The organism is Pseudomonas sp. 44 R 15 (assembly GCF_900004965.1).
Classification (GTDB): domain Bacteria; phylum Pseudomonadota; class Gammaproteobacteria; order Pseudomonadales; family Pseudomonadaceae; genus Aquipseudomonas; species Aquipseudomonas orientalis_A.
In genome coordinates this window covers 40,026-64,693 of the sequence record NZ_CVTU01000053.1, presented here as the reverse complement: position 1 = coordinate 64,693, position 24,668 = coordinate 40,026, and the positions used below count along the sequence as shown (strand labels likewise).

The 24,668-nt window shown below is 61.0% G+C and carries 22 protein-coding genes; 12 read left to right on the top strand and 10 right to left on the bottom strand.

What is annotated here, in order from left to right; genetic code table 11:
* The first annotated feature begins 78 nt into the window (after window positions 1–78).
* The 3 genes from BFP93_RS06220 to BFP93_RS06210 all read left to right on the top strand — a co-directional run bounded on the left by BFP93_RS06220 (window position 79) and on the right by BFP93_RS06210 (window position 2,127).
* Window positions 79–1,119, top strand: a complete 1,041-nt coding sequence (locus BFP93_RS06220; RefSeq protein WP_057723604.1) for a threonine aldolase family protein — start codon at window positions 79–81, stop codon at window positions 1,117–1,119.
* A 187-nt stretch (window positions 1,120–1,306) separates the two neighbouring features.
* Window positions 1,307–1,510 (top strand): hypothetical protein, encoded by a 204-nt coding sequence (locus BFP93_RS06215; protein ID WP_065892460.1) that lies wholly within the window; start codon window positions 1,307–1,309, stop codon window positions 1,508–1,510.
* A gap of 83 nt (window positions 1,511–1,593) precedes the next feature.
* Entirely contained in the window at window positions 1,594–2,127 is a 534-nt protein-coding gene (locus BFP93_RS06210) for an REP-associated tyrosine transposase (protein ID WP_065892459.1), read from the top strand.
* A 765-nt stretch (window positions 2,128–2,892) separates the two neighbouring features.
* Here BFP93_RS06210 and gbcB read toward each other — a convergent pair.
* The gene (gene gbcB, locus BFP93_RS06205) at window positions 2,893–3,993 is read right to left on the bottom strand and encodes a glycine-betaine demethylase subunit GbcB (RefSeq protein WP_065885442.1); all 1,101 of its coding nucleotides are present in this window, start codon (window positions 3,991–3,993) and stop codon (window positions 2,893–2,895) included.
* Window positions 3,994–4,275: 282 nt separating this feature from the next.
* On the opposite strand from gbcB, the gene gbcA reads away from it, so the two are divergent.
* Window positions 4,276–5,571 (top strand): glycine-betaine demethylase subunit GbcA, encoded by a 1,296-nt coding sequence (gene gbcA / locus BFP93_RS06200; RefSeq protein WP_065885441.1) that lies wholly within the window; start codon window positions 4,276–4,278, stop codon window positions 5,569–5,571.
* Window positions 5,572–6,413: 842 nt separating this feature from the next.
* On the opposite strand, the gene BFP93_RS06195 is transcribed toward gbcA, so the two are convergent.
* The 6 genes from BFP93_RS06195 to BFP93_RS06170 all read right to left on the bottom strand — a co-directional run bounded on the left by BFP93_RS06195 (window position 6,414) and on the right by BFP93_RS06170 (window position 14,152).
* Window positions 6,414–7,184 carry an electron transfer flavoprotein subunit beta gene (locus BFP93_RS06195; protein WP_065892458.1) on the bottom strand — a complete coding sequence of 257 codons (771 nt, stop codon included), beginning with the start codon at window positions 7,182–7,184 and terminating at the stop codon, window positions 6,414–6,416.
* A 10-nt stretch (window positions 7,185–7,194) separates the two neighbouring features.
* Window positions 7,195–8,415: an electron transfer flavoprotein subunit alpha gene (locus BFP93_RS06190; RefSeq protein WP_065892457.1), complete on the bottom strand. Its 1,221-nt coding sequence runs from the start codon at window positions 8,413–8,415 to the stop codon at window positions 7,195–7,197.
* Entirely contained in the window at window positions 8,415–10,358 is a 1,944-nt protein-coding gene (dgcB, locus tag BFP93_RS06185; RefSeq protein ID WP_065892456.1) for a dimethylglycine demethylation protein DgcB, read from the bottom strand. Before dgcB ends, BFP93_RS06190 begins: the two co-directional genes overlap by 1 nt.
* A gap of 157 nt (window positions 10,359–10,515) precedes the next feature.
* Window positions 10,516–12,576, bottom strand: coding sequence for a dimethylglycine demethylation protein DgcA (dgcA, locus tag BFP93_RS06180; RefSeq protein ID WP_065892455.1), 2,061 nt, complete (start codon window positions 12,574–12,576; stop codon window positions 10,516–10,518).
* 15 nt (window positions 12,577–12,591) lie between these two features.
* A complete protein-coding gene (locus BFP93_RS06175) occupies window positions 12,592–13,122 on the bottom strand; it encodes a DUF5943 domain-containing protein (RefSeq protein WP_008033249.1) in 531 nt (176 codons plus the stop codon).
* A 52-nt stretch (window positions 13,123–13,174) separates the two neighbouring features.
* Window positions 13,175–14,152 (bottom strand): dipeptidase, encoded by a 978-nt coding sequence (locus BFP93_RS06170; protein ID WP_065885436.1) that lies wholly within the window; start codon window positions 14,150–14,152, stop codon window positions 13,175–13,177.
* Between the two features lie 219 nt (window positions 14,153–14,371).
* Here BFP93_RS06170 and BFP93_RS06165 point away from each other — a divergent pair, with 219 nt between their 5' ends.
* Genes BFP93_RS06165 through BFP93_RS06155 form a run of 3 tightly spaced genes read left to right on the top strand, consistent with a single transcriptional unit; the run spans window position 14,372 to window position 16,072 of the window.
* The gene (locus BFP93_RS06165; RefSeq protein ID WP_065885435.1) at window positions 14,372–14,773 is read left to right on the top strand and encodes a lysozyme inhibitor LprI family protein; all 402 of its coding nucleotides are present in this window, start codon (window positions 14,372–14,374) and stop codon (window positions 14,771–14,773) included.
* 47 nt (window positions 14,774–14,820) lie between these two features.
* Window positions 14,821–15,609, top strand: coding sequence for a hypothetical protein (locus BFP93_RS06160; RefSeq protein ID WP_065892454.1), 789 nt, complete (start codon window positions 14,821–14,823; stop codon window positions 15,607–15,609).
* Window positions 15,610–15,655: 46 nt separating this feature from the next.
* Window positions 15,656–16,072 (top strand): DUF3010 family protein, encoded by a 417-nt coding sequence (locus BFP93_RS06155; RefSeq protein WP_065892453.1) that lies wholly within the window; start codon window positions 15,656–15,658, stop codon window positions 16,070–16,072.
* Window positions 16,073–16,225: 153 nt separating this feature from the next.
* Here BFP93_RS06155 and BFP93_RS06150 read toward each other — a convergent pair whose 3' ends face one another.
* Complete coding sequence (locus BFP93_RS06150; protein ID WP_065892452.1) at window positions 16,226–17,170, bottom strand: GlxA family transcriptional regulator; 945 nt, start codon at window positions 17,168–17,170, stop codon at window positions 16,226–16,228.
* Window positions 17,171–17,363: 193 nt separating this feature from the next.
* On the opposite strand from BFP93_RS06150, the gene BFP93_RS06145 reads away from it, so the two are divergent.
* The 5 genes from BFP93_RS06145 to BFP93_RS06125 all read left to right on the top strand — a co-directional run bounded on the left by BFP93_RS06145 (window position 17,364) and on the right by BFP93_RS06125 (window position 21,443).
* Window positions 17,364–18,308 (top strand): choline ABC transporter substrate-binding protein, encoded by a 945-nt coding sequence (locus BFP93_RS06145; RefSeq protein ID WP_065892451.1) that lies wholly within the window; start codon window positions 17,364–17,366, stop codon window positions 18,306–18,308.
* Window positions 18,309–18,381: 73 nt separating this feature from the next.
* Window positions 18,382–19,269 carry a 3-keto-5-aminohexanoate cleavage protein gene (locus BFP93_RS06140; RefSeq protein WP_065892450.1) on the top strand — a complete coding sequence of 296 codons (888 nt, stop codon included), beginning with the start codon at window positions 18,382–18,384 and terminating at the stop codon, window positions 19,267–19,269.
* 124 nt (window positions 19,270–19,393) lie between these two features.
* Window positions 19,394–20,359, top strand: a complete 966-nt coding sequence (locus tag BFP93_RS06135) for an L-carnitine dehydrogenase (RefSeq protein ID WP_065892449.1) — start codon at window positions 19,394–19,396, stop codon at window positions 20,357–20,359.
* Between the two features lie 115 nt (window positions 20,360–20,474).
* A complete protein-coding gene (locus tag BFP93_RS06130; RefSeq protein ID WP_065892448.1) occupies window positions 20,475–20,954 on the top strand; it encodes a thioesterase family protein in 480 nt (159 codons plus the stop codon).
* 225 nt (window positions 20,955–21,179) lie between these two features.
* Window positions 21,180–21,443, top strand: a complete 264-nt coding sequence (locus BFP93_RS06125; RefSeq protein ID WP_065892447.1) for a hypothetical protein — start codon at window positions 21,180–21,182, stop codon at window positions 21,441–21,443.
* 130 nt (window positions 21,444–21,573) lie between these two features.
* Here the strand turns inward: BFP93_RS06125 and BFP93_RS06120 are convergent, their stop codons facing one another.
* A complete protein-coding gene (locus BFP93_RS06120; RefSeq protein WP_065885427.1) occupies window positions 21,574–22,677 on the bottom strand; it encodes a choline metabolism transcriptional regulator GbdR in 1,104 nt (367 codons plus the stop codon).
* A 508-nt stretch (window positions 22,678–23,185) separates the two neighbouring features.
* Window positions 23,186–24,562 carry an L-serine ammonia-lyase gene (locus BFP93_RS06115; RefSeq protein WP_065892446.1) on the bottom strand — a complete coding sequence of 459 codons (1,377 nt, stop codon included), beginning with the start codon at window positions 24,560–24,562 and terminating at the stop codon, window positions 23,186–23,188.
* Window positions 24,563–24,668: the final 106 nt, after the last annotated feature.

The window sequence follows — 24,668 nt, the reverse complement described above, 5'->3', positions numbered from 1 at the left end:
ACTTTGCATTTACAGTGCGTGCGCCGCCCTCCCAATCTTGGTTAAAGTGCGCACCAACATCGACCACAGGAATGGGCCATGACTGACAAGAGCCAACAATTCGCCAGCGACAACTATTCCGGCATCTGCCCGGAAGCCTGGGCCGCCATGGAACAAGCCAACCAGGGCCATCAACGTGCCTATGGCGATGATGAGTGGACCCACCGCGCCGCCGACGGTTTCCGCAATCTGTTCGAAACCGACTGCGAAGTGTTCTTCGCCTTCAACGGCACCGCCGCCAACTCCCTGGCGCTGTCTTCGCTGTGCCAGAGCTACCATAGCGTGATTTGCTCGGAAACCGCCCACGTCGAGACCGATGAGTGCGGCGCGCCGGAGTTTTTCTCCAACGGCTCCAAGCTGCTCACTGCACGCACCGAAAACGGCAAGCTGACGCCGGAGTCGATCCGCGAAATCGCCCTCAAGCGCCAGGACATTCACTACCCGAAACCGCGCGTGGTCACCCTCACCCAGGCCACCGAAGTCGGCAGCGTCTACACCCCGGAAGAAATCCGCGCCATCAGCGCCACCTGCAAAGAGCTGGGCCTGAACCTGCACATGGACGGCGCGCGCTTCTCCAACGCCTGTGCGTTTCTGGGCTGCTCACCGGCCGACCTGACCTGGAAGGCCGGCGTGGACGTGCTGTGCTTCGGCGGCACCAAGAACGGCATGGCGGTGGGCGAAGCGATCCTGTTCTTCAACCATAAGCTGGCCGAAGACTTCGACTACCGCTGCAAACAGGCCGGCCAGCTCGCGTCGAAAATGCGCTTCCTGTCCGCGCCATGGGTGGGCCTGCTCGAAAACGACGCCTGGCTCAAGCATGCTCGCCACGCCAACCACTGCGCGCAATTGCTCAGCAGCCTGGTGGCGGACATTCCCGGCGTGGAACTGATGTTCCCGGTGCAGGCCAACGGCGTGTTCCTGCAACTCTCGGAACCGGCTATCGCAGCCTTGACGGCCAAGGGCTGGCGCTTCTACACCTTCATCGGCAAAGGCGGCGCGCGCTTCATGTGTGCGTGGGATACCGAAGAAGAGCGTGTAAGAGAATTGGCGGCCGACATCAGGGAAGTGATGAACGCTTGAAGTAGAAATCAGAACGGTGCGTGCTGGCCGATTGCCGAGTCTGTTTTTTGATATTTCTGACAGCAGCGCACTCGAATTTCATTGTCTAGCCTCTTGGAACCCGCAAGGAAAACGCAGCGATCACTGCCACCTTCCGGGTTTATTGCCTGCCGAATAGTCGGCTGCAAATCCAATGGAGAGCTCAATCATGGAATATCAAAGCAACGTCAATAGCCTGGTGCAAGGCGACAACACTACCAGCACCACCGTTATCGACTGGGACGAGTTCAGGAAATACGCAAAGGTCGGCGACACCATCCGCGAGCCATCGAGGACGCTGAGGGTCTACGACAAAGTCTATGAACTGACAGCCTCAGGCCAGCACTTCGTCGTACACATCTACGCCCAGTAACCCTTCACTCCGATCGTTCCCACGCTCCGCGTGGGAACGCTTCCCCGGACGCTCTGCGTCCACTCGAAGTCAAGGATGAACACGTGGGTAGAAGCCGCTACGTCATCACCGAACCCGAAAAGCCGCATTTCCTGACCTGTACAGTCATGGAGTGGCTGCCACTCTTCACCCGCAGTTACCTGGTAGAGCGCCTTTTAGATTGCTGGCGATATCAACAGCGTCATCACGCTTTAAGTCTGTTTGGCTACGTCATCCTGGAAAATCACCTGCACTTCATTGCTCAAGCGCCTGACTTGGATAAATGTATCAGCCAATTCAAATCCTACACCGCCCGCACCCTAATCAATGATCTGCAAGACAAAGGCGCCGAACGTGTTTTACAACGCCTGCGTTTCAGCAAACGCGCACACAAGTCCGATCGGGTTTATCAACTGTGGCAGGAAGGTTCACATGCAGAATTGGTGTACAGCGAGACCGTAATGCGCCAGAAGCTCGATTACATCCACCACAACCCTGTGAAACGGGGTTACGTGGACCTGGCAGAACACTGGCGGTACTCAAGTGCTCGCAATTATGCCGGTATGGAAGGATTGATCGAGATACAACACTGGTCCTGAAGATCAATACTCAAGCGGGACGCGGAGCGTCCCGGGAGGCGTTACCACGCGGAGCGTGGGGAACGATCAACCACCCAGCAACCCCTCACTCTGATCGTGCCCACGCTCTGCGTGGGTATGCAGCCCGTGACGCTCTGCGTCACCGCCACTCAAGCGGGACGCGGAGCGTCCCAGGAGGCGTTACCACGCGGAGCGTGGGAACGATCAACCACCCAACAACCCCTCACACCGATCGTGCCCACGCTCTGCGTGGGTATGCAGCCCGTGACGCTCTGCGTCACCACCACTCAAGCGGGACGCGGAGCGTCCCGGGAGGCGTTACCACGCGGAGCGTGGGAACGATCAACCGCCCAGTAACCTCCTCACACTGATCGTGCCCACGCTCTGCGTGGGCACGCAGCCCGTGACGCTCTGCGTCACCGCCACTCAAGCGGGACGCGGAGCGTCCCAGGAGGCGTTACCACGCGGAGCGTGGGAACGATCAACCGCCCAGTAACCCCCTTACACTGATCGTGCCCACGCTCTGCGTGGGCATGCAGCCCGTGACGCTCTGCATCACCACCACTCAAGCGGGACGCAGAGCGTCCCAGGAGGCGTTACCACGCGGAGCGTGGGAACGATCAACCACCCAGCAACCCCTCACTCTGATCGTGCCCACGCTCTGCGTGGGTATGCAGCCCGTGACGCTCTGCGTCACCGCCACTCAAGCGGGACGCGGAGCGTTCCGGGAGGCGTTACCACGCGGAGCGTGGGAACGATCGGCTGTCAGAACTCGATACGCACATCGCCCTTCGGCACACTGCAGCACGACAGGATATAACCCTCGGCTTCATCCTCTTCAGTAATCCCGCCGTTGTGCTCCATCTCGACCTCCCCGCCCAGCTTCATCACCTTGCACGTGCCGCAGATACCCATGCCGCAGGCTTTGGGGATCAACAGACCCAGCTTGGCAGCTGCCGCGTGGACAGTCTCGCCGGGGGCCACCCGAATGCTTTTGCCCGATGCGATGAATTCCACCTGGTGCAGGTCCGCCAGGTCGACTTCCGGCGCATCCGCCGCCTGTTCGGCCTGCTCCACCGCGTCGGCCCGCGCTTCCGCCGGCGTCGCGCCAAAGGACTCTTCGTGATAGCGCGTCATGTCGAAACCGGCGGCTTCCAGCAGGCGCTTCACCGCGCTCATGTACGGCGTCGGGCCGCAGCAGAACACTTCACGCTCAAGGAAGTCCGGCACCATCAGTTCCAGCATCTTGTGGTTCAGGTAGCCACGGTAGCCGGCCCAGGGCTCCCCAAGACCATGCTTTTCGCAGATCAGGTGCAGGCTGAAGTTGTCGATCCGCGACGCCATGTGTTCCAGCTCGCGGTGGTAGATGATGTCCTTGGGTGAACGGGCGCTGTGCACGAACGTCATGTCGACATTGGCGTTGGTGTCGTAGAACCAGCGCGCCATGGACATCACCGGCGTGATGCCGACGCCGCCGCTCAGGTACAGCACTTTGGGGCTCGGGAAGTCGATCGCATTGAACAGCCCGACCGGACCGTGCACCGCCAGTTCCTGGCCTTCATGCAGCGTATCGTGCAACCAGTTGGAAACGCGGCCGCCCGGCACGCGCTTGATGGTCACCGAGAAGCTGTACGGCACCGACGGCGAACTGGAAATGGTGTACGAGCGCATGATCGGCTGGCCTTCGATCTCCAGCTCCAGGGTGACGAATTGCCCCGGCTTGAAAAAGAACAGGATCGGCTGGTCGGCCATGAAACAGAAGGTGCGCACGTCCCAGGTTTCCTGGATGACTTTGACGCAACGGACGATGTGCCGACCATTGGCCCAGGTCTGGGTGGTTACCGGGTTCAGGAAATTATTGGACATGTTGTTCTCCACCGCCGAGGCTCGGCCTTATGGTGGCGATTCTGCGTAACGCGCGAATCGCCCATTTACCTATCTGCGACATTCACATACTTACCGCGACCAGCCCCCAACGACAGGGGCTTGCGCGTCGGGATCAGATTGGGCCATGTCGCCCATGGATAAGGTTCGCCCCCACGCCGGGCCCACACTCGCTCCCAACAAAGACGCGTTCTTTACGCCTTGCTGCAAACCTGATCAGCCACTATTCGCCGGCCACACAGAATGGCCATGAGGACATACACGATGGACGTCACCGCAACCTTAAGCTTGGGCGATCCGCTGGAACCCGCACGCAAGGCCACCGCGCACATGCTGCAAGAGCGCGAACGCACCTATTCGCTGCCGCAGCCGTTTTACTCTGATGAGCGGCTGTTCGATATCGACATGCAGGAAATTTTCCAGAAAGAGTGGTTGATCGCCGGCATGACCTGCGAAATCCCCACCAAGGGCAACTACCTGACCCTGCAAGTGGGCAAGAACCCGATCATCGTGATCCGTGGCGCCGAAGGCGTGGTGCATGCGTTTCACAACGTGTGCCGGCACCGTGGTTCGCGCTTGTGCACCAGCGACAAGGGCAAGGTTGCCAAGCTCGTGTGCCACTACCACCAGTGGACCTACGAGCTGGACGGTCGCCTGTTGTTTGCCGGCACCGAGATGGGCGCCGACTTCGACATGAAGCAGTACGGCCTCAAACCGGTAAACGTGAAGACCGCCGGCGGCTACATCTTCATCAGCATGGCCGAGAATCCGCCGGCCATCGATGACTTCCTGTCGACCCTGAACCACTACATGGAACCCTACGACATGGAAAACACCAAGGTGGCGATCCAGACCACCTTGTTCGAAAAAGCCAACTGGAAACTGGTGCTGGAAAACAACCGCGAGTGCTACCACTGCAACGCGTCGCACCCGGAACTGCTGAAAACCCTGCTGGAATGGGACGACGTCACCGACCCGCGCGCCGACCAGGCGTTCAAGGATCATGTGGCCGCCTCCGCCGCCGCCTGGGATGCCGAGAAGATTCCTTACGCCCACGCCAGCTTCGGCCTGCGTAACCGCATCGTGCGCATGCCGCTGCTCAAGGGCACCGTGTCGATGACCCTGGACGGCAAGCAGGGCTGTGCCAAGCTGATGGGCCGGATCAAAAATCCCGATCTGGGCTCGATGCGAATCCTGCACCTGCCGCACTCGTGGAACCACTGCATGGGCGACCACATCATCGTGTTCACCGTGTGGCCGATCAGCGCCCAGGAAACCATGGTCACCACCAAGTGGATCGTGCACAAGGACGCCGTGGAAGGCGTGGACTACGACGTGGAGCGCATGCGCCAGGTGTGGGACGCCACCAACGACCAGGATCGGCGCTTGGCCGAAGAGAACCAGCGCGGCATCAACTCCACCGCTTACCAGCCGGGGCCGTACTCCAAGACCTATGAATTCGGTGTAGTGAATTTTGTGGATTGGTACAGCGAGCGCATGCTCAACAACCTGGGGGCAGCGCCTGCGCCTTACCTCAAGGGCGTGGCCGCGCACGAGTAACTGACACACCGTGGATAAAATGTGGGAGGGGGCTTGCCCCCGATTGCAGTGGTTCAGCCGGCAACTTCATGGGCTGATGCACCGCTATCGGGGGCAAGCCCCCTCCCACATTAAGAGTCTGAGCTGTTCAAAATTTGACCAACAGTAGTCAAGCCCCCTGCGGCTGGGCGCTTCAGCGGTTACCCAACAACTTATCCACAAAGCCACCCACAGCAATTGTGGGCAACTGCCGGCCGCCTTCAAAATTAAACCAGGAAAATCCGTGACTTATTCATATGCATGGATTTAACACGCGCCTGATCGTTTTTTGATCAACCCATTGAAAGCCTCGAACTACGTGCCCTGCAGCGGTACGCGAACACCTTATCCACAGAAGCACCAACAGACTTTGGGGGCAACTTTGCCCACACTGTGGAAAACCACCTCAAAGCTGCATATCTCGGGGGATTCAGGGGTGTTTAGAGAGGTAAACACGACAATTGATCATATTTTGATCGTATCGAGCAAAGCCTTTATCTATAAGGCCCCCAGCCGACAGCGAACATCTTATCCACAGAAGCGCCAACAGACTTTGGGGGCAAGTCTGTACGCCCACCCGGGAAAAACCCCAGTAAAAACCGCCAGTTAGGCTGGTTATTTTTCGTACAGAGGGCTGCAGGGCATGATGCGCCGGGGGTGTAGACAACCGCGAACAGGTTATCCACAGGCGCATCAACAGCGATTGTGGGTAAACATTTGTAGGAGCGAGCTTGCTCGCGAAGAACCAGAGAGCGCCGCGTTAAAACCGGACACGCTGCGTTATCGTTAACGTTTTTCGCGAGCACGCTCGCTCCTACAGGGGATCAGCGTACGACGCCTTCTTCTATGAGCAATTTGAGTATCGCCTGCGCGCCCTCTTCAGCACTCACACCCTTGAGCACCTGCCCACCGCCCCCGCTGGCCTTGGCCGTCGCGGCCTTCATGCGATCAGCGCCGCTCTTGGCCTTGATCACCTTGAGGCGCTTGGGCCGAGGCTTGGCCGGTTGCAGCAGCGCGTCTGTGAATAACTCATCCTGTTCAATCTCGACGTCGTGGGCGGCAAGCTCACCACGTTGCGCCGGGCCGTAGGCACTCTGGCGCGGCTTGGGAGCGGCGTTATCCACCGTCGCCAGAAACGGCAGGCGCACCTTCAGGCGCCGTCGCTGGCCGCGTGGCAACGCCTGCAGCACATGGGCCACGCCGGCGTCGATGGACTCGACTTGAGCCAGCCCCACAACCAGCGGCCACCCCAGTTGCTCGGCCAACAGGAACGGCAGCATGCCCGAGCCCTCACCGGTTTCCGCCTGGCTGCCGGTCAGGACCACCTGGGCGCCGGCGTCGCGCAGATAGTCGCTCAACACCGGCAACGCATCGGCACCGGCCGGCTGTTCCAGCACATGCAGTTGCGCCAATCCCATGCCCAGATAGCTGCGCAAGGTCGGCTCGCTGATGTCGCCGGCGTGCAGCACCTGCAACTTATCCCCAGCCATTTGCAGGCCAAGCTCGACGGCACGCGCATCCTGTTCGGCACGGCGCGGGCGCCCGGAAGTGGGATGGGCGCCGATGGATACCAGGCTGATTACATTGGTTTTCATGGTCATGTCCCTAGGCTGCATCGCGCTTGGCGCCGTTGCGGTAGGCCTCGACCGCAGCGATCAAGGCGTGCAGAATCGCGGCGCTTTCGCCGATCACCGACAGGTCGGCACGCTTGATCATGTCGCAGCCGGGGTCGAGGTTGATCGCCACCACCTTGTCGCAGGCACCGATGCCTTGCAGGTGCTGGATCGCCCCGGAAATACCCACGGCCACGTACACCCGCGCCGTGACCCAGGTGCCGCTGGCGCCGACCTGGCGATCGCGCGCCATGAAGCCATCGTCCACCGCGACCCGTGAAGCGCCTTCGGTGGCGCCCAGCGCGGCGGCGGTCTGGTGGAACAGCGCCCAATCCTTCACGCCGTTACCGCCGGAGAAAATGAATTCGGCTTCGGCCATCGGAATCGCCGCCGGGTCCACTGCTACCGCACCAAGGTCTTCGATACGCGGCAGGCTGCGTGCCAGGGTTGTGGATAACTCCACGGGCAACACTTCATGGCGCGTCTCGCTGACCGGATCGGCGCATTCGACGGCGGCGAGAATCAGGCGTGGCAGCGGCCGCGCCAAATCTTCCTGGCCGGCGCCGGCGCGACCGATACACGACTCGCCTTTGATCTGCCACACCCGCGTGGCCGGGCGTTCCTTGAGGCTGGCGGCGAAACGGCGGCCCAGTTCACCGCCACCGCTGCGGCTGTCGGGCAGCAACCAGTGACGCGGGTTGAACTGGTTATCCACAGCCCGCAGGCCCTGGACGCGTTGCTCCGGTGAATAACCGTCGAATTCGTGACCGTCCAGCACCAGCAAGCGGTCTACGCCGGCGGTGGCAAATGCATTTTCCTTGTGTTCACCAAACACCACGGCCAGTACCGCGCCGTCATTGCCTGCCAGTTGCCGGGCCAGGCCGAGCACATCGCGGTCGTGGCTGCTCAAGCGGCCGCCGACCATATCCGGCACCACGTTGATGTAGAACGCCGGCGCCGCAACCTGATGCAGCGGCAGTTGCACTTGCACCGCCGCCGTACGCTTGGCCGCACCGCCCTGTTGCGCGCCGCTGCGGTCAATGCGCTTGATGCCGTTGGGGCCGATAAACCCCACACCGTGCACATTCTTGCGGATGACGCCGTTAGGCCCCATCCAACTCTGTTGCACCGGCTGCATCGCCGCATGCAGCGGGTGCAGGCGATTGCGGGCGATCCATTCGGCCCGTGGGTCGCGGCGGATAATGTCGCTCATCAGTGCACCTCCGCAGGTTCACGTTTGGGGGGTGCCTTGGCCGGCACGTCGTCTTCAAGCAGCGCGTCGGCCACCAGTTCGGCGATGTCCTTGATCAGCGGGCGCGGTTCGACCACGCCTTCGAGCATTGCGGTGCACTGCGGGCAACCCACGGCCACCAGCTCGGCGCCGGTTTCGCGGATGTCGTCCATGCGCATATCCGGGATACGCTGCTTGCCGGGAATGTCCGTGATCGGTGCTCCGCCGCCGCCGCCGCAGCAGCGCGAACGGAAGCCCGAACGTTGCATCTCCTTGACCTCGATGCCCAGCGCGCGCAGCACTTGGCGCGGCGCCTCGTATTCACCGTTGTAGCGGCCCAGGTAGCACGGGTCGTGGTAAGTCACGCTGGTGCCTTTGTGCTGGCCCAGGTTCAGCGCGCCGTCGCCGATCAGCTCGGCCATGAAGGTGCTGTGGTGCTGCACGAGGTAGTTGCCGTTGAAGGCGCCGTACTCGTTTTTCAGCACGTGGAAACTGTGCGGGTCGCAGGTGACGATGCGTTTGAAACTGTACCTGGCCAGGGTCTGGATATTGCGCGAGGCAAGCAGTTGGAACGTCGCTTCATCGCCCAGGCGCCGCGCCACGTCGCCGCTGTCGCGCTCTTCAAGACCGAGTACCGCGAAGTCCACACCTGCCGCCTTGAGCACCTTGACGAACGCGCGCAGGGTGCGCTGGTTACGCATGTCGAAGGCACCGTCACCGACCCAGAACAGCACGTCGCAGCTGCCCTTGTCGCTGAGCAGCGGCAGGTTCAGATCCGCCGCCCAGTTCAGGCGACCGCCCGGGGCGAAGCCGCCGGGGTTGTCGGTGGCGATCAGGTTTTCCAGGACTTCGGCGCCCTTGTTCGGCGTAGCGCCCTTTTCCAGGGTGAGGTGGCGACGCATGTCGACGATGGCGTCGACGTGCTCGATCATCATCGGGCACTCTTCCACACAGGCGCGGCAGGTGGTGCACGACCACAGGGTCTCGGCGTCCACCAGGCCGTTAACGATCGGCTGGTGCGGGTTGCCGGCGTGTTCACCAATCGGTTTGCCTGGGTACGGGCTGCCGGCGAACTTGGCATCGGTGCCACCGGCCAGGCCGACCACCATGTCCTGGATGAGTTTTTTCGGATTCAACGGCTGCCCGGCCGCGAACGCCGGGCACGCCGCTTCGCACTTGCCGCACTGCACGCAAGCGTCGAAGCCGAGCAATTGGTTCCAGGTAAAATCCCTGGGTTTTTCCACGCCCAGTGGCGCGGTCTTGTCGCTCAGATCCAGCGGTTTCAAACCGGTGGAACGGCCGCCACCAAAGCGTTCGGCGCGGCGGTGCCAGGCAAGGTGCAGGGCGCCGGCGAAAGCATGTTTCATCGGCCCGCCCCAGGTCATGCCGAAGAACATTTCGGACACGCCCCACAGCACGCCCACGCCGAGCAGCGCAGCGAGCAGCCAGCCACCAAAATCGGCGGGCAGAATGCCGGCCACCGGCAAGGTCACCAGGAAAAAGCTCACCGAAAACGCCATCAGGCTTTTCGGCAGGCGCATCCACGGGCCTTTGGACAGGCGGGCAGGCGGATTGCGGCGGCGCAGGTACATGAAGATGGCGCCGACAAACATCAAGGTCGAGGCCAGCAGCAAGGCGTAACCGAGGATACGGTTTTGCAGGCCGAACCCATGCACCAGGATTGCCAGCAACGCCGACAGCACAAACCCCAGCGCCGTAGCGACGTGGGTATTGGCAATGTATTTGTCGCGGGCGACCACGTGGTGCAGGTCGACCATGTAGCGCTTGGGCATCGCCAAGAGGCCGCCAAGCAGGTCGACCTTGGAGGCGCGGCCACGGCGCCACATGTTTGCCCGGCGCAAGGCACCGAGGACCGCGAGGCCCAGGGCGGCAAACAAGAGAATAGGCAGCAAGGTGTTCAACATGGTGAAGCTCCCAAAGACCACACAGGCCTACTGTGAAACTGGCCTTGAATGTGGGAGGGGGCTTGCCCCCGATGGCGGAGTGTCAGTTGATACAGCTGTCGCTGAACCACCGCTATCGGGGGCAAGCCCCCTCCCACATTTGACCGCGTTCACCTCATCAAAAGTCTTTGCACAGGCGCAGGGCGTCGTAGATCGCAGCGTGGGTATTACGCTGGGCCACGCAGTCACCGATGCGGAACAGCAAGTACCCCTCACCCGCCTCGCTCAGGCACGGCTGCGGCTTGATCGCGAACAGGGCTTCGACGTCCATCTGGCCCTTGTTGCGCGAGCCTGGCTTGAGGGCGTAGTAAATTTCTTCGTCCGGGCGCACGCCGTTTTCGATCACCACCTGGTCCACCACCCGCTCCTCTTGGGCCCCGGTGTATTCGTTCTCCAGCACCGCCACCAGTTTGTCGCCTTCGCGATAGACCTTTTCCAGCATCATGTCGCCGGTCATGATCACTTCCTTGGGGTACATGCTGCGGTAGTAAGTCGGGAACGACGTACCGCCGATGGCCACGCCCGGCTTGATATCGTCGGTGACGATCTCGACCTGGCAGCCTTTGTCCGCAAGGAAATCCGCCACCGACATGCCGGTGAATTCGCAGATGGTGTCGTACACCAATACGTTCTTGCCGGGTGCGACTTTGCCGTCGAGCACATCCCAACTGCTCACCACCAACCCTTCGGCAGCGCCCCAATGTTCGTTCTGCTCGATGAAGGGATGCCCACCGACGGCCAGCACCACCACGTCCGGGCGCAGGTCGAGGATGGTGTCGGCATCCGCCGCCACGCCCAGGCGCAGGTCGACTTTCAAGCGTGCCAGCTCCAACTGGTACCAGCGCGTGATGCCGGCGATCTGGTCACGCTGCGGCGCTTTCGATGCCGTGGTGATCTGCCCGCCGATAAACTCTTTCTTCTCCAGCAGGGTTACGTCGTGGCCACGTTCGGCGGCGACACGTGCAGCCTCCATACCGGCAGGACCTGCGCCCACTACGACCACTTTGCGCTTGGGCCCGGTGGACTTCTCGATGATATGCGGCACGCCCATGTATTCACGGGAGGTTGCGGCGTTCTGGATGCACAGCACGTCCAGGCCCTGGTACTGGCGATCGATGCAGTAGTTGGCGCCGACGCACTGCTTGATCTGGTCGATCTGGCCCATCTTGATCTTGGCGATCAGGTGCGGGTCGGCGATGTGCGCACGGGTCATGCCGACCATGTCCACATAGCCGCCTTCGAGGATGCGCGTGGCCTGGTTCGGGTCCTTGATGTTCTGCGCGTGCAGCACCGGGACCTTGACCACTTCCTTGATGCCGGCCGCCAGGTGCAGGAACGGCTCCGGCGGGTAACTCATGTTCGGGATCACGTTGGCCAGGGTGTTGTGCGTATCGCACCCCGAGCCCACCACGCCGATGAAGTCGAGCATGCCGGTGTCGTCGTAATACTTGGCGATCTGCTTCATGTCTTCGTGGGACAAGCCGTCCGGGTGGAACTCGTCACCGCACAGGCGTATGCCCACGCAGAAGTCGTCACCCACTTCGGCACGTACGGCCTTGAGCACTTCCAGGCCGAACTTCATGCGGCCTTCGAAGCTGCCGCCCCATTCGTCGGTGCGCTTGTTGACCCGCGGGCTCCAGAACTGGTCGATCATGTGCTGGTGCACTGCGGACAGCTCCACCCCGTCCAGGCCACCGGCCTTGGCCCGACGCGCAGCCTGGGCGTAGTTGCCGATCACGCGCCAGATCTCTTCCGGCTCGATGGTCTTGCAGGTGGCACGGTGCACCGGCTCACGTACGCCGGACGGCGACATCAGGGTCGGCCAGTTGAAGCCGTCCCAACGCGAACGACGGCCCATATGGGTAATCTGAATCATGATCTTGGCGCCATGCTTGTGCATGGCGTCGGCCAGGTTCTGGAAGTGCGGGATGATGCGGTCGGTGGACAGGTTCACCGAACTCCACCATTCCTGGGGGCTGTCGATGGCCACCACCGACGAGCCGCCGCAGATCGCCAGGCCGATACCGCCCTTGGCTTTCTCTTCGTAATACTTCACATAGCGGTCGGTGGTCATGCCGCCGTCGGTGGCATACACCTCGGCGTGGGCGGTACTGAGCACGCGGTTGCGGATGGTCAGTTTGCCGATCTGGATCGGCGCAAACATTGCTTCGAAAGCCATGGCACGGTCCTCGGCTTACAACGGTTTTACGGTGAACAGGCCGTCATCGTGGCCCTCTTCGGAGCCTCCGTAGACTTGTTCGGCCACAGTGCGGATTTTGCTGCCGCGCGCTTGCAGGATCTGGTCCATGGCGCCGGCAAACCAGCCGGTGAACATGTAGTCCACTTTGCGCCCGACCTTGCCGTACACGTAGACGAACGCCGAGTGCTCAAGCTTGACGCTGGCGGTGCCTTTATCCAGGTCGATGTCCTGGATCTTGAACAGGCCCCAGCCGCGTTGCGACAGGCGCTTCATGTAATGCTCGAACACCGCGACGCCTTCCAGGCCGTGGCATTCGGCTTCTTTTTCACACCAGTGCCAGGCGGATTTGTAGCCGGCCTTGTAGAGGATTTCGGCGTAGGCGTCGGCGCCCAGTACTTCTTCGATACCCATGTGGTTGTTGACGAAGAAATGGCGCGGCACGTACAGCATGGGCAGGGCGTCGGAGGTCCAGACACCGGTTTCGCTGTCGACTTCGATAGGCAATTGCGGGGCGATCTTGGCCATGGAAACTTAACTCCAGAAAAATTCGTGGTGGTGTTGCCGATAGGTGTCTGGCTTATTCGCCCCAGACGTCCTTCAAGACGTTGACCCAGTTCTCGCCCATGATCTTGCGTACCACGCGTTCGGGGTGGCCGCGCTTGAGCAGGGTCTCGGTCAGGTTGGGGAACTCGCCCACGGTGCGGATGCCCAGCGGGTTGATGATCTTGCCGAAGCTGGTCAGGCGACGGGCATAGCCCTTGTCATGGGTCAGCATTTCAAAGAAATCCTGGCCATGGCCCTGGGTGAAGTCGGTGCCGATACCGATGGCGTCTTCGCCGACGATGTTCATGGTGTATTCGATGGCTTCGGCGTAGTCGTCGATGGTCGAGTCGATGCCCTTGGCCAGGAACGGCGCGAACATGGTCACGCCGACAAAACCACCGTGGTCGGCGATGAACTTGAGTTCTTCATCGGACTTGTTGCGCGGGTGCTCTTTAAGCCCGGACGGCAGGCAGTGGGAGTAGCACACCGGCTTTTTCGATTCGAGGATGACCTCTTCGCTGGTCTTGGAACCAACGTGGGACAGGTCGCACATGATGCCGACACGGTTCATCTCGCCGACAATCTCACGCCCGAAACCCGACAGGCCGCCATCACGCTCGTAGCAGCCGGTGCCCACCAGGTTCTGGGTGTTGTAGCACATCTGCACCACCCCGACGCCGAGCTGCTTGAAGATCTCGACGTAGCCGAGCTGGTCTTCAAACGCGTGGGCATTCTGGAAGCCGAAGATAATGCCGGTCTTGCCCTGCTCCTTGGCCTTGCGGATATCGGCGGTGGTTTTCACCGGGATCACCAGGTCGCTGTTCTCGCGGATCAGGGTCTGGCTGGCAACAATGTTATTGATCGTGGCCTGGAAGCCTTCCCACACCGACACCGTGCAGTTGGCGGCGGTCAGGCCACCTTTGCGCATGTCTTCGAACAGGTCGCGGTTCCACTTGGCAATAATCAGACCGTCGATAACGATGCTGTCGGCGTGCAACTCGGCTGGGCTCATCAGGCGTCCCCTTATTGGCGATTCATGCGCCGAATCGTCTGCCGGCGCTTTGGGGCCAGCATATGCCCAGGGACCGACGGAGCCGGGTGCAAAAACGACAGGGGAATTGCCGAAAGCGTCAATCCACGACAAAGGCTGTTAAGAGAGGTCTGACTGGCGGCTGTTCTTTGTCTTACGCTTGAGCCAGAATTCCCGCATCACCTGATATGAGACGGCGCAATGAAATCGATTTTCCTGGCTTTGGCACTCATCGCAACCGGCGTCCACGCGGCCGAAGACACCGATAGCACGCCGTGCGACGGCATCGAAAACGACCAGCAAACCCTGGAATGCGCCACCTACAACAAAACCACCGCCGAACAATTGCTCAAGGACAACTATCAGGGGCTGCTGGAACGCATGGGTTCGACCTATGGCAGCGACAAGACCAAACTGGCGGACATTACCGCCCGTCTGAAGGACGCCCAGCAAAAATGGGAAAAACTGCGCGACGCCGATTGTGCGGTGGACACTTTCCCGGCGGTGACCGGGACCAAGGCCTATGCGATTGCGCACAACGATTGCCTGGCGCGGATGAGTGACGAGCGGTCGGAGTTTTTGGAGTCGATTGGGCAGGAATAGACCACCTATTCAACGCGACTACCTGACTATTTTTTAATGGACTTTGCATGAAACTTACGCCGTCAGAATGGCTGGAAAAAATAGACTTCCTAATAAATAAAGCAGTAACCTCCGACCTCGACAGGGGGTGGAACGAAGACATCATCACCTACAAAATACTGAAAAGTTTTACCAAGAAGTTGAAAAAAGTAACGATCACATCTCCCGCCCCTCAAAACGTCGCATGGGACCTTTATAAATTTGCCGGAAAGAATTTTGAAACCAAGTATGGAGATATTGCCATACTTGTAAAATTCACTTTTCCAAACGGCACCGAAAAAGAGGGAGTTGCTTTTCTTGAAGCCAAGCGTTTCTATACGGAATGCAGTCGCTTCAAAGCGCTTGACTTTGGACAGCTGCAACTTCAACTTGACAATACCCATGCCCACCGAACATTGCTGTATGTTGGCAGCGCCAGTTCGCGACACGCCACTAACTTGGAATTACAGTACTGCAGCACTTTCCAACAGGACGCACTCAGCGAAGGTCACGCATTGACAGTGCCCTCAGAGACCACTATTTCTCTTGAGGATAAAAAGCTAACGCTCCTGGATCATTCGCTGCCTCTATCTTATATCTTGACAACGCGCTACCTGAAAGGAATGGAGCTCGATTACGACCCCGATACGGTTCGTAGTACGAAGGGCTTTATGAACGATAGAAGTGGCGTGAAGTTTCTACTGGTGACGCACATCACCTACGACCTGACGCTTGAGCCGGAACCTGGAAAAATAAAAATCGGTCGCCGGTACAAACTCGTCAGCCTGGTTCCAGACGACCCCATGCCAGCGACTTAAATAAACATCATAACGTCACTTTCCGCCTGACACCCCGAGTACTCATATGACTATCTGCGGCATTGAAATCAAAGGCAGCGAAGCCATCATCGCCGTCGCTTCGCTGGACAACCAGACGCTGACTCATTTCTCCCTGACCACCAAGAAAATCGCCCTTGAAGACGACGATGAGGCCGCCAACGTCAAAGCCTTCGCCGCGCAGGTGAAGGCGTTCGTGCAGGCAAACGCCATCACCCGTATCGCGATCAAGAAGCGCAGCAAGAAAGGCGAATTCGCCGGAGGCCCGACGACGTTCAAGATTGAAGGGGTGTTTCAGTTGCTGGACGGGGTTGAAGTGACTCTGCTGTCACCGCAAACCATCAATGCGCAGAACAAAAAGCACAACTTTGACCTGCCCGCGACGCTGAACAAGTATCAGCACGAGGCTTACAAGGCGGCGTGTTCGGCCCTGCTGAAAAAATAAGCCACACCAAAATCTACTGTGGGAGGGGGCTTGCCCCCGATGGCGGTTTGTCAGTCACTTATGTGCTGCTGACCCACCAGTATCGGGGGCAAGCCCCCTCCCACATTGATCTGCGGTGCCGGCCGCTTTTATACCTAATTGACTAAAAAACGATCAAACCACCTCCCGTCGCCGATCCTCTCTCGGACATTTCGCAAACCTTGCCCGATAGCTCCTGGTGAAATACGACGGCGACTCAAACCCGCACGCAATGCTCACCTCCAGCACACTCATGCCGCTCTGGCGCAGCAGTTTCCGGGCTTTTTCCAGGCGCAGGCCCAGGTAGAAGTTGCTGGGCGTGTCGTTCAGGTGCAGGCGAAACAGCCGCTCCAGTTGGCGCCGGGTGACCTTGATCGCCTCGGCCAGGGCCAGGGTGCTCAGGGGCGGCTCGGTGTGTTGCTCCATTTCGCCGATCACCTGCACCAATTTCTTGTTATGGATGCCGTAGCGGGTGGCGATTTGCATGCGCTGGTGGTCTTTGCGCGGGCGGATGCGGCCGAGCACGAATTGCTCGGAGACCTGGATTGCCAGGTCCGGGCCGTGGGCCTGGGCGATCAGGTCGAGCATCAGGTCGATGGACGCGGTGCCGCCGGCGCAGGTGATGCGGCGGCGGTCGATCTCGAACAGTTCCTGGGTCACGCTGAGGTGCGGATAGGCCTCCTTGAAGGCGTCGATCGCTTCCCAATGCAGGGTCAGCCGGTGGCCGTCGAGCAGGCCCGCCTCGGCCAGTACGCAGGCACCTGTGTCGATGGCGCCGAGGGTTGCACCGTCGTGGTCGAGGCGACGCAACCAGTGCGCCAGGGCAGGCGTAGCGAACTGCAAGGGTTCAAAGCCGGCCACCACCAATAAGGTCGCGCCTTTTTTCAGCGGCTCCAGCGCGGCATCGGCGTTGACCGACATGCCGTTGCTCGCCAGCACGGCACCGCCGTCGGCGCTCAATATGTGCCAGCGGTACAACTCGCCACGAAAGCGATTGGCCACGCGCAGCGGCTCAAGGGCGGAGATAAAGCCGATGGCGGAGAACCCCGGCATCAGCAAAAAATAAAAATCCTGGGACATGATGGCGCTCTCGTGGGACGACCAGCGTGGCACTGTGATACTCCCGTTCACGGGCGGATTCAAGCGCGCAGGTCGCTGCAGTGCAAGAGCCGGTCGCCGCTGTGCGTTTCGGCGCTGGCGAAGGTACGTAACTTGGCTGCACGGTGCACAAAGACGCCGGACCCCACAATAACGACCTGCCGAGGGCTCCACCATGAACCGACTGATCAGCCGCAGCGTGCTTGCACTCAGCGTCAGCGCTATTTTGAGCACCCACGTCATGGCAGCGGATGCCGCTTCATGCCAGAACGTACGCCTGGGCGTGGTGAACTGGACCGACGTGATCGCCACCAGTGCCATGGCCCAGGTGTTGCTCGACGGCCTCGGCTATAAAACCAAACAGACCAGCGCCTCCCAGCAAATCATCTTTGCCGGCATCCGCGACCAGCGCCTGGACCTGTTCCTGGGCTACTGGAACCCGCTGATGACCCAGACCATCACGCCGTTCGTCGACGCCGGGCAAGTCAAGGTGCTCGACAAACCGAGCCTGGAAGACGCCCGCGCCACTCTCGCCGTCCCCACTTACCTGGCGGACAAGGGCCTGAAGACCTTTGCCGATATCGCCAAGTTCGAGAAAGAGCTGGGCGGCAAGATCTATGGCATCGAGCCGGGCTCAGGCGCCAATACCCAGATCAAGGCGATGATCGCCAAGAACCAGTTCGGCCTGGGCAAGTTCCAACTGGTTGAATCCAGTGAAGCGGCCATGCTCTCTGCCGTCGACCGTGCGGTACGCCGCAAGGAAGCCGTGGTGTTCTTCGGCTGGGCGCCGCACCCGATGAACGTCAACGTCGCCATGACCTACCTCACCGGCAGCGACGACGCCCTGGGCCCGAACGAAGGCATGGCCACCGTGTGGACGGTCACCGCGCCGGCCTACGCCGAGCAATGCCCCAACGTGCACAAGCTGCTGACCAACCTGACCTTCACCGCCGCCGATGAGAGCCGGATGATGCAGCCCCTGCTGGATCACAAGGACCCCATTGAGTCGGCCCGGCAGTGGCTCAAGGATCACCCGCAAGACCAGGCGCGCTGGCTGCAAGGCGTGACCACCTTCGATGGCAAACCCGCCGCTGCCGACCTGAAACTGACCAGCCAATAACCTTCTCCGAATCACCGTTTCGCGGCCATTTGAGGCCGCGAACGGCACCACCACGCCTGTAAGGAACCGTCCCATGAACCACGACGTCATCATCACCTGCGCACTCACCGGTGCTGGCGACACCAGCGCCAGAAGCCCGCACGTACCGGTCACCCCCAAACAGATCGCAGCCGCCGCGGTGGAAGCGGCCAAGGCCGGCGCGACCGTGGTGCACTGCCATGTGCGTGACCCGCACACCGGCAAGTTCAGCCGCGACGTGGCGCTGTACCGCGAAGTGATGGAGCGCATCCGCGAGGCCGACATCGACATCATCGTCAACCTCACTGCCGGCATGGGCGGCGACCTGGAGATCGGCGGCGGCGAGCACCCTATGGCGTTCGGTCCCAACACCGACCTGGTCGGCCCGCTGACCCGCCTGGCGCATGTGGAAGAACTGCTGCCGGAAATCTGCACACTGGACTGCGGCACCCTGAACTTCGGCGATGGCGACACCATTTACGTGTCTACCCCGGCGCAACTGCGGGCGGGCGCCAAGCGTATCCAAGAGCTGGGCGTGAAGGCCGAGCTGGAAATCTTCGACACCGGCCACCTGTGGTTCGCCAAGCAGATGATCAAGGAAGGCCTGCTCGACAACCCACTGTTTCAACTGTGCCTGGGCATCCCGTGGGGCGCCCCGGCCGACACCACCACCATGAAAGCCATGGTCGACAACCTGCCCGCCGACGCGGTGTGGGCCGGTTTCGGCATTGGCCGCATGCAAATGCCGATGGCAGCGCAAGCGGTGCTGCTGGGCGGCAACGTGAGGGTCGGCCTGGAAGACAACCTGTGGCTGGACAAGGGCGTGCTCGCCACCAATGGCCAACTGGTCGAACGCGCCGGTGAAATCCTCAACCGCCTGGGGGCGCGGGTCATGACCCCGGCGGAAGGCCGCGTGAAGATGGGCCTGACCAAGCGCGGATAAAAAATGTGGGAGGGGGCTTGCCCCCGATAGCGGTGGCTCAGTAGCGAATGCATCGACTGACGCACCGCCATCGGGGGCAAGCCCCCTCCCACAGGGGATCACCAAACTCTTTAGGAATGCACCCATGCGCTTTATCACAGAAATCAAAACCTTCGCCGCCCTCGGCAGCGGTGTTATCGGCAGCGGCTGGGTATCCCGCGCCCTCGCCCACGGCCTGGATGTCGTGGCCTGGGACCCGGCGCCCGGTGCCGAGGCGGCGCTGCGCAAGCGTGTCGCCAATGCCTGGGGCGCGCTGGAGAAACAAGGCTTGGCCCCGGGCGCTTCCCAGGATCGCCTGCGCTTTGTCAGTACCATCGAAGCGTGCGTCAAAGACGCCGACTTCATCCAGGAAAGCGCCCCGGAACGCCTGGAGCTGAAGTTGCAATTACACCGCCAGATCAGCGCGGCAGCCAAGCCGGATGCGTTGATCGGCTCGAGCACGTCTGGGCTGCTGCCGAGCGAATTCTATGAGGACTCGACCCACCCCGAACGCTGCGTGGTCGGCCACCCCTTCAACCCGGTGTACCTGTTACCCCTGGTGGAGGTGGTGGGCGGCAAACGCACCGCGCCGGAGGCGATCCAGGCCGCCATCAAGGTGTATGAATCCCTCGGCATGCGCCCCCTGCACGTGCGCAAGGAAGTGCCGGGGTTCATTGCCGACCGGCTCCTGGAAGCGCTGTGGCGCGAGGCGCTGCATCTGGTCAACGATGGCGTGGCGACCACCGGTGAAATCGACGATGCGATTCGTTTTGGCGCCGGCCTGCGCTGGTCGTTCATGGGCACCTTCCTCACCTACACGCTGGCGGGCGGCGACGCGGGCATGCGCCACTTCATGGCGCAGTTCGGTCCGGCGTTGCAGTTGCCGTGGACGTATCTGCCCGCGCCCGAATTGACCGACACGCTGATTGACGATGTAGTCGCCGGCACCAGCGACCAACTGGGCAACCACAGCATTTCGGCGCTGGAGCGCTATCGTGATGATTGCTTGCTGGCGGTGCTGGAGGCCGTCAAGGTTACTAAAGCCAAACACGGCATGACCTTCGCCGAATAACAGAATGTGGGAGGGGGCTTGCCCCCGATAGCGGTGGGTCAGCCAGCCCATCTGCCGCTGACGAACCGCCATCGGGGGCAAGCCCCCTCCCACATTTTTTACCGAGTACAGCCCCATGTCCGCATTAAAAACCTACACAACTAGAATCCAGCCCGCCTGGGTGGACTACAACGGCCACCTGCGCGATGCGTTCTACCTGCTGATCTTCAGCTACGCCACCGACGCGTTGATGGACACCCTGGGCCTGGACAGCGATAACCGCGAAGCCAGCGGCCACTCGCTGTTCACCCTGGAGCTGCATTTGAACTACCTGCACGAAGTGAAGCTGGGGGCCGAGGTCGAGGTGCGCACCCAACTGATCGCCTTTGATGCCAAGCGCCTGCACCTCTATCACAGTCTGCATCTGCTGGGTGATGAAAAGGAGCTGGCCGGCAACGAACAGATGCTGCTGCATGTCGACCTGGCCGGCCCGCACGCAACGCCGTTCACTGAGGCCACGCTGCACAAGCTCACCGCAATCAGCGCTGCACAGGCCGAGCTGCCACGGCCCGCCCTGCTCGGCCGGGTCATCGGTTTGCCGGCAAACCAGCCGTGACTGGATCGGGGCAGAGGTGCCTTGTGTGAGCCGTGCATCCCGAGGGTGACCAAACCATCAAGCTGCGTGCCTGGCGCCAGTGTGCCTATTACTTGCAGGCCTGAGTAACCCGAAAACGACCTGTTCATAGCCATCCGAGGCATTGCTCGATTCTGCGCTTGCCCACCGGCCGGGGGCCTACCAGAATCCAGCTCAATCACCGTTCCCTACACCAGGATAAACGTCATGATGCACGCGGATTTGATTGACCAGGATGACCTGCTGAGCCAACTGCGCTCGCTGGGTTTTGAAGTGTCCAGCGGTGCCACGGCCGAGCAGGCATGCGAGTGTGCGGTACGCGGTTTGAGCGAAGCGCGGGCCAAGGCGCTCAAGGGCATGGTGGAACAGATGTACACCGGCAAGGCGACGATTCTGCCGGCGGTGCGGCAGGCGATCGATAAGCAGTTGTTGCCGGCTTTGATGCAGTTCAAGCAGAACTCTGGCGCCTGAGAGACACTCTCCCTGTAGGAGCGAGCTTGCTCGCGAAAATCGTCAACGATAACGCGGGTAATCAGACACCCCGCAGCGATCTTGAGTTTTTCGCGAGCAAGCTCGCTCCTACAATTTAAAGCGGCCAGTGTCAGAGCCTTACGCTGGCGAACGTCGACTCATTGCGCGCCTGGCTCAACGCCGACATCGGCCCCGACAGCGGTGACAACACCAGTGCCTGGGGAATCGGCATCATCGCCACTTGCTGGGTGGTGTTGGAACCTACGCGCTCATCCCGCGGCGGAATGCCGAAGTATTCGCGGTAGCACTTGGAGAAGTGCGGCGTGGACACAAACCCGCACACCGACGCCACTTCGATGATCGACATCGGCGTCTGCTTGAGCAACTGCCGCGCACGGATCAAGCGCAACTTGAGGTAATAGCGCGACGGCGAACAGTGCAGGTATTTCTGGAACAGCCGCTCCAGTTGGCGACGCGACACGGCGACGTACACCGCCAGTTCGTCCAGGTCGATGGGCTCTTCCAGGTTGGCTTCCATCAGCGCAACGATTTCCTGCAGCTTGGGCTGGTTGGTGCCGAGCATGTGCTTGAGCGGCACGCGCTGGTGATCCTGTTCGTTACGGATGCGTTCGTACACAAACATCTCGGAGATGGCTGCCGACAGTTCACGGCCGTGGTCGCGGCTGATCAGGTGCAGCATCATGTCCAACGGCGCAGTGCCGCCGGAGCTGGTGAAGCGGTTGCGGTCTAGGGTGAACAGGCGGGTGCTCATGGCTACGCGGGGGAACGCTTCCTGCATCGACGCCAGGCATTCCCAGTGCACGCTGCAATCAAAACCATCGAGCAGACCTGCGCAGGCCAGGGCCCAACTGCCGGTGCACACCGCCCCGAGACGCCGGGACTGGCGCGCCTGGCTTTGCAGCCACGACACGTGTTCGCGGGTGACGGTGCGCTGAATGCCGACGCCGCCGCAGACAATCACCGTGTCCAGCACCGGGGCCTTGTGCATCGCGGCATCGGGCGTGATCTGCAGGCCGTCGCTGGCCCACACCTGGTTGCCGTCGACACTCAGGGTTGTCCAGCGATACAGCTCGCGACCGGACAGCTGGTTGGCCATGCGCAGCGGTTCCACGGCCGACGCCAGGGAAATCAGCGTGAAATTGTCCAGCAGCAAAAAGCCGATGGATTGAGGCGCACGGTTCTGGGGTTGGCCCCCGGAGTTGGACGACGTCATCACAGTATCTCCTCACACAAAGCAGGTGATGGCCTCAGGCGAGGCTCTTGTTATTGCGCTCATCCCTTGCAAGGACAGAGGCTTTGAATTGATAGAGCAAATGCCATGCCTAAATTTGAATGGCCATTCAACAAATCCTGAAAACGACCTGTTGACGCGTCTATATAAGCCCGCGCATTAAACGTGGGATATAACGCACAGGATGGGCGTTCAAGGGCCGTGAGCAGAACGGTAGCACTTGTGGGAAGGCGCTTTGCGGGCGTAGGAAAAGTCTGTCACCCAAAGCACGGGGGACGGGTAACGGAGGGGTAAATCGTTCGCAGGCTACTTATCTATTTGCGACGCGCTAAAAGGTGGCGGTTTTGGTTGGGGGTGTTCACTTTGTGAGCAGTGTCGCCTGGACAACCGCTATCGGGAGCAAGCCCCCTCCCACATTTGACCGAGTACATCCTGTAGGAATGCGGTCAAGTGTGGGAGGGGGCTTGCTCCCGATGCAGGCGACGCGGTCTCAGCACTCAACAGCGCTGACCGCCAACCCACCGCGCGACGTTTCTTTGTACTTGTCGTGCATATCCGCCCCGGTATCGCGCATGGTGCGGATCACCCGGTCCAGGGAAATAAAGTGCTGGCCGTCGCCGCGCAAGGCCATCTGCGCCGCATTGATCGCCTTGACCGCCGCAATCGCATTGCGCTCGATACACGGCACTTGCACCAGGCCGCCGACCGGGTCGCAGGTCAGGCCCAGGTTATGTTCCAGGCCGATTTCCGCAGCGTTGCACAGTTGCTCCGGCGTGGCGCCGAGAATTTCGGCCAGGCCCGCTGCGGCCATGGCGCAGGCGGAACCCACTTCGCCCTGGCAACCGACTTCGGCACCGGAGATCGAGGCGTTCTTCTTGCACAGAATACCCACTGCCGCCGCGCCGAGCAGGTAGTCGACCACGTTGGCCTCGGTCACTTCTTCACTGAACTTCATAAAGTAATGCAGCACGGCCGGAATAATCCCCGCCGCGCCATTGGTGGGTGCGGTGACCATGCGCCCACCGGCGGCGTTTTCTTCGTTGACCGCCAGGGCAAACAGGTTGACCCACTCCATGGCGCTCAAGGTCGAACCGATCACATTCGGCTTGCCCAGTTCCTGCAGGCTGCGGTGCAGCTTGGCAGCGCGACGGCGCACGTTGAGACCGCCGGGCAGGATGCCTTCGTGCTTGAGGCCCTGCTCCACGCAATCCTGCATGGCACGCCAGAGTTTCATCAGGCCGCTGCGGATTTCTTCTTCGGAGCGCCAGGTTTTCTCGTTGGCCAGCATCAGTTCGGCGACCCGCAGGTTGTGGGTCTTGCACAGCTGCAGCAACTCGGCCGCGCTGGAGAAATCGTAAGGCAGTACGGTGCCGTCCATATCGGCCACGCCACTTTGCGCCTGAGCTTCATCCACCACAAAGCCGCCGCCCACCGAGTAGTAGGTGTCGCGGTGCAACTCGCCGTCATCCCCCCACACCACCAGGGTCATGGCGTTGGGATGGAACGGCAGGTTTTCGTCGAGCAGGCGCATGTCCCGTGACCATACGAACGGCACCGGCAGACGGCCGTCGAGCAACAAGGTGTCGGTTTCGCGCAGCGTGTGAATGCGCACGCCGATCTGCGACGGGTCGATTGCGTCCGGCCATTCGCCCATCAGGCCCATGATGGTGGCGGTGTCACTGCCATGGCCGATACCGGTGGCCGACAACGAGCCGTAGAGTTGCACCTCGACGCGCCGAACCTGGCCCAACAGATCACGCTCGCGCAAGCCTTGAACGAACAGCGCGGCGGCGCGCATGGGGCCGACGGTGTGAGAACTCGAAGGCCCGATGCCGATCTTGAACAGGTCGAAAACACTGATAGCCATTGCGGTAGAACTCCTCGATAAGCACGGCCAGGCTTGAACGAGGTGCTACGCTCAGATCGCCCAGATGGCCGCATCATCAAGCTTTTGTGGCCGCTCACGGCGTCTC

What these genes read in the sequence shown, in the direction of transcription:
- BFP93_RS06175 (WP_008033249.1), bottom strand. Translation starts at nt 13,122, where the DNA reads ATGGCCAAGATCGCCCCGCAATTGCCTATCGAAGTCGACAGCGAAACC.
- BFP93_RS06115 (WP_065892446.1), bottom strand. Translation starts at nt 24,562, where the DNA reads ATGGCTATCAGTGTTTTCGACCTGTTCAAGATCGGCATCGGGCCTTCG.
- gbcB (WP_065885442.1), bottom strand. Translation starts at nt 3,993, where the DNA reads ATGTCCAATAATTTCCTGAACCCGGTAACCACCCAGACCTGGGCCAAT.
- BFP93_RS06145 (WP_065892451.1), top strand. Translation starts at nt 17,364, where the DNA reads ATGAACCGACTGATCAGCCGCAGCGTGCTTGCACTCAGCGTCAGCGCT.
- dgcB (WP_065892456.1), bottom strand. Translation starts at nt 10,358, where the DNA reads ATGTTGAACACCTTGCTGCCTATTCTCTTGTTTGCCGCCCTGGGCCTC.
- BFP93_RS06215 (WP_065892460.1), top strand. Translation starts at nt 1,307, where the DNA reads ATGGAATATCAAAGCAACGTCAATAGCCTGGTGCAAGGCGACAACACT.
- BFP93_RS06170 (WP_065885436.1), bottom strand. Translation starts at nt 14,152, where the DNA reads ATGAGCCCAGCCGAGTTGCACGCCGACAGCATCGTTATCGACGGTCTG.
- BFP93_RS06155 (WP_065892453.1), top strand. Translation starts at nt 15,656, where the DNA reads ATGACTATCTGCGGCATTGAAATCAAAGGCAGCGAAGCCATCATCGCC.
- BFP93_RS06160 (WP_065892454.1), top strand. Translation starts at nt 14,821, where the DNA reads ATGAAACTTACGCCGTCAGAATGGCTGGAAAAAATAGACTTCCTAATA.
- BFP93_RS06220 (WP_057723604.1), top strand. Translation starts at nt 79, where the DNA reads ATGACTGACAAGAGCCAACAATTCGCCAGCGACAACTATTCCGGCATC.
- dgcA (WP_065892455.1), bottom strand. Translation starts at nt 12,576, where the DNA reads ATGGCTTTCGAAGCAATGTTTGCGCCGATCCAGATCGGCAAACTGACC.
- BFP93_RS06125 (WP_065892447.1), top strand. Translation starts at nt 21,180, where the DNA reads ATGATGCACGCGGATTTGATTGACCAGGATGACCTGCTGAGCCAACTG.
- BFP93_RS06130 (WP_065892448.1), top strand. Translation starts at nt 20,475, where the DNA reads ATGTCCGCATTAAAAACCTACACAACTAGAATCCAGCCCGCCTGGGTG.
- BFP93_RS06195 (WP_065892458.1), bottom strand. Translation starts at nt 7,184, where the DNA reads ATGAAAACCAATGTAATCAGCCTGGTATCCATCGGCGCCCATCCCACT.
- BFP93_RS06150 (WP_065892452.1), bottom strand. Translation starts at nt 17,170, where the DNA reads ATGTCCCAGGATTTTTATTTTTTGCTGATGCCGGGGTTCTCCGCCATC.
- BFP93_RS06120 (WP_065885427.1), bottom strand. Translation starts at nt 22,677, where the DNA reads ATGACGTCGTCCAACTCCGGGGGCCAACCCCAGAACCGTGCGCCTCAA.
- BFP93_RS06135 (WP_065892449.1), top strand. Translation starts at nt 19,394, where the DNA reads ATGCGCTTTATCACAGAAATCAAAACCTTCGCCGCCCTCGGCAGCGGT.
- BFP93_RS06190 (WP_065892457.1), bottom strand. Translation starts at nt 8,415, where the DNA reads ATGAGCGACATTATCCGCCGCGACCCACGGGCCGAATGGATCGCCCGC.
- BFP93_RS06165 (WP_065885435.1), top strand. Translation starts at nt 14,372, where the DNA reads ATGAAATCGATTTTCCTGGCTTTGGCACTCATCGCAACCGGCGTCCAC.
- BFP93_RS06140 (WP_065892450.1), top strand. Translation starts at nt 18,382, where the DNA reads ATGAACCACGACGTCATCATCACCTGCGCACTCACCGGTGCTGGCGAC.
- gbcA (WP_065885441.1), top strand. Translation starts at nt 4,276, where the DNA reads ATGGACGTCACCGCAACCTTAAGCTTGGGCGATCCGCTGGAACCCGCA.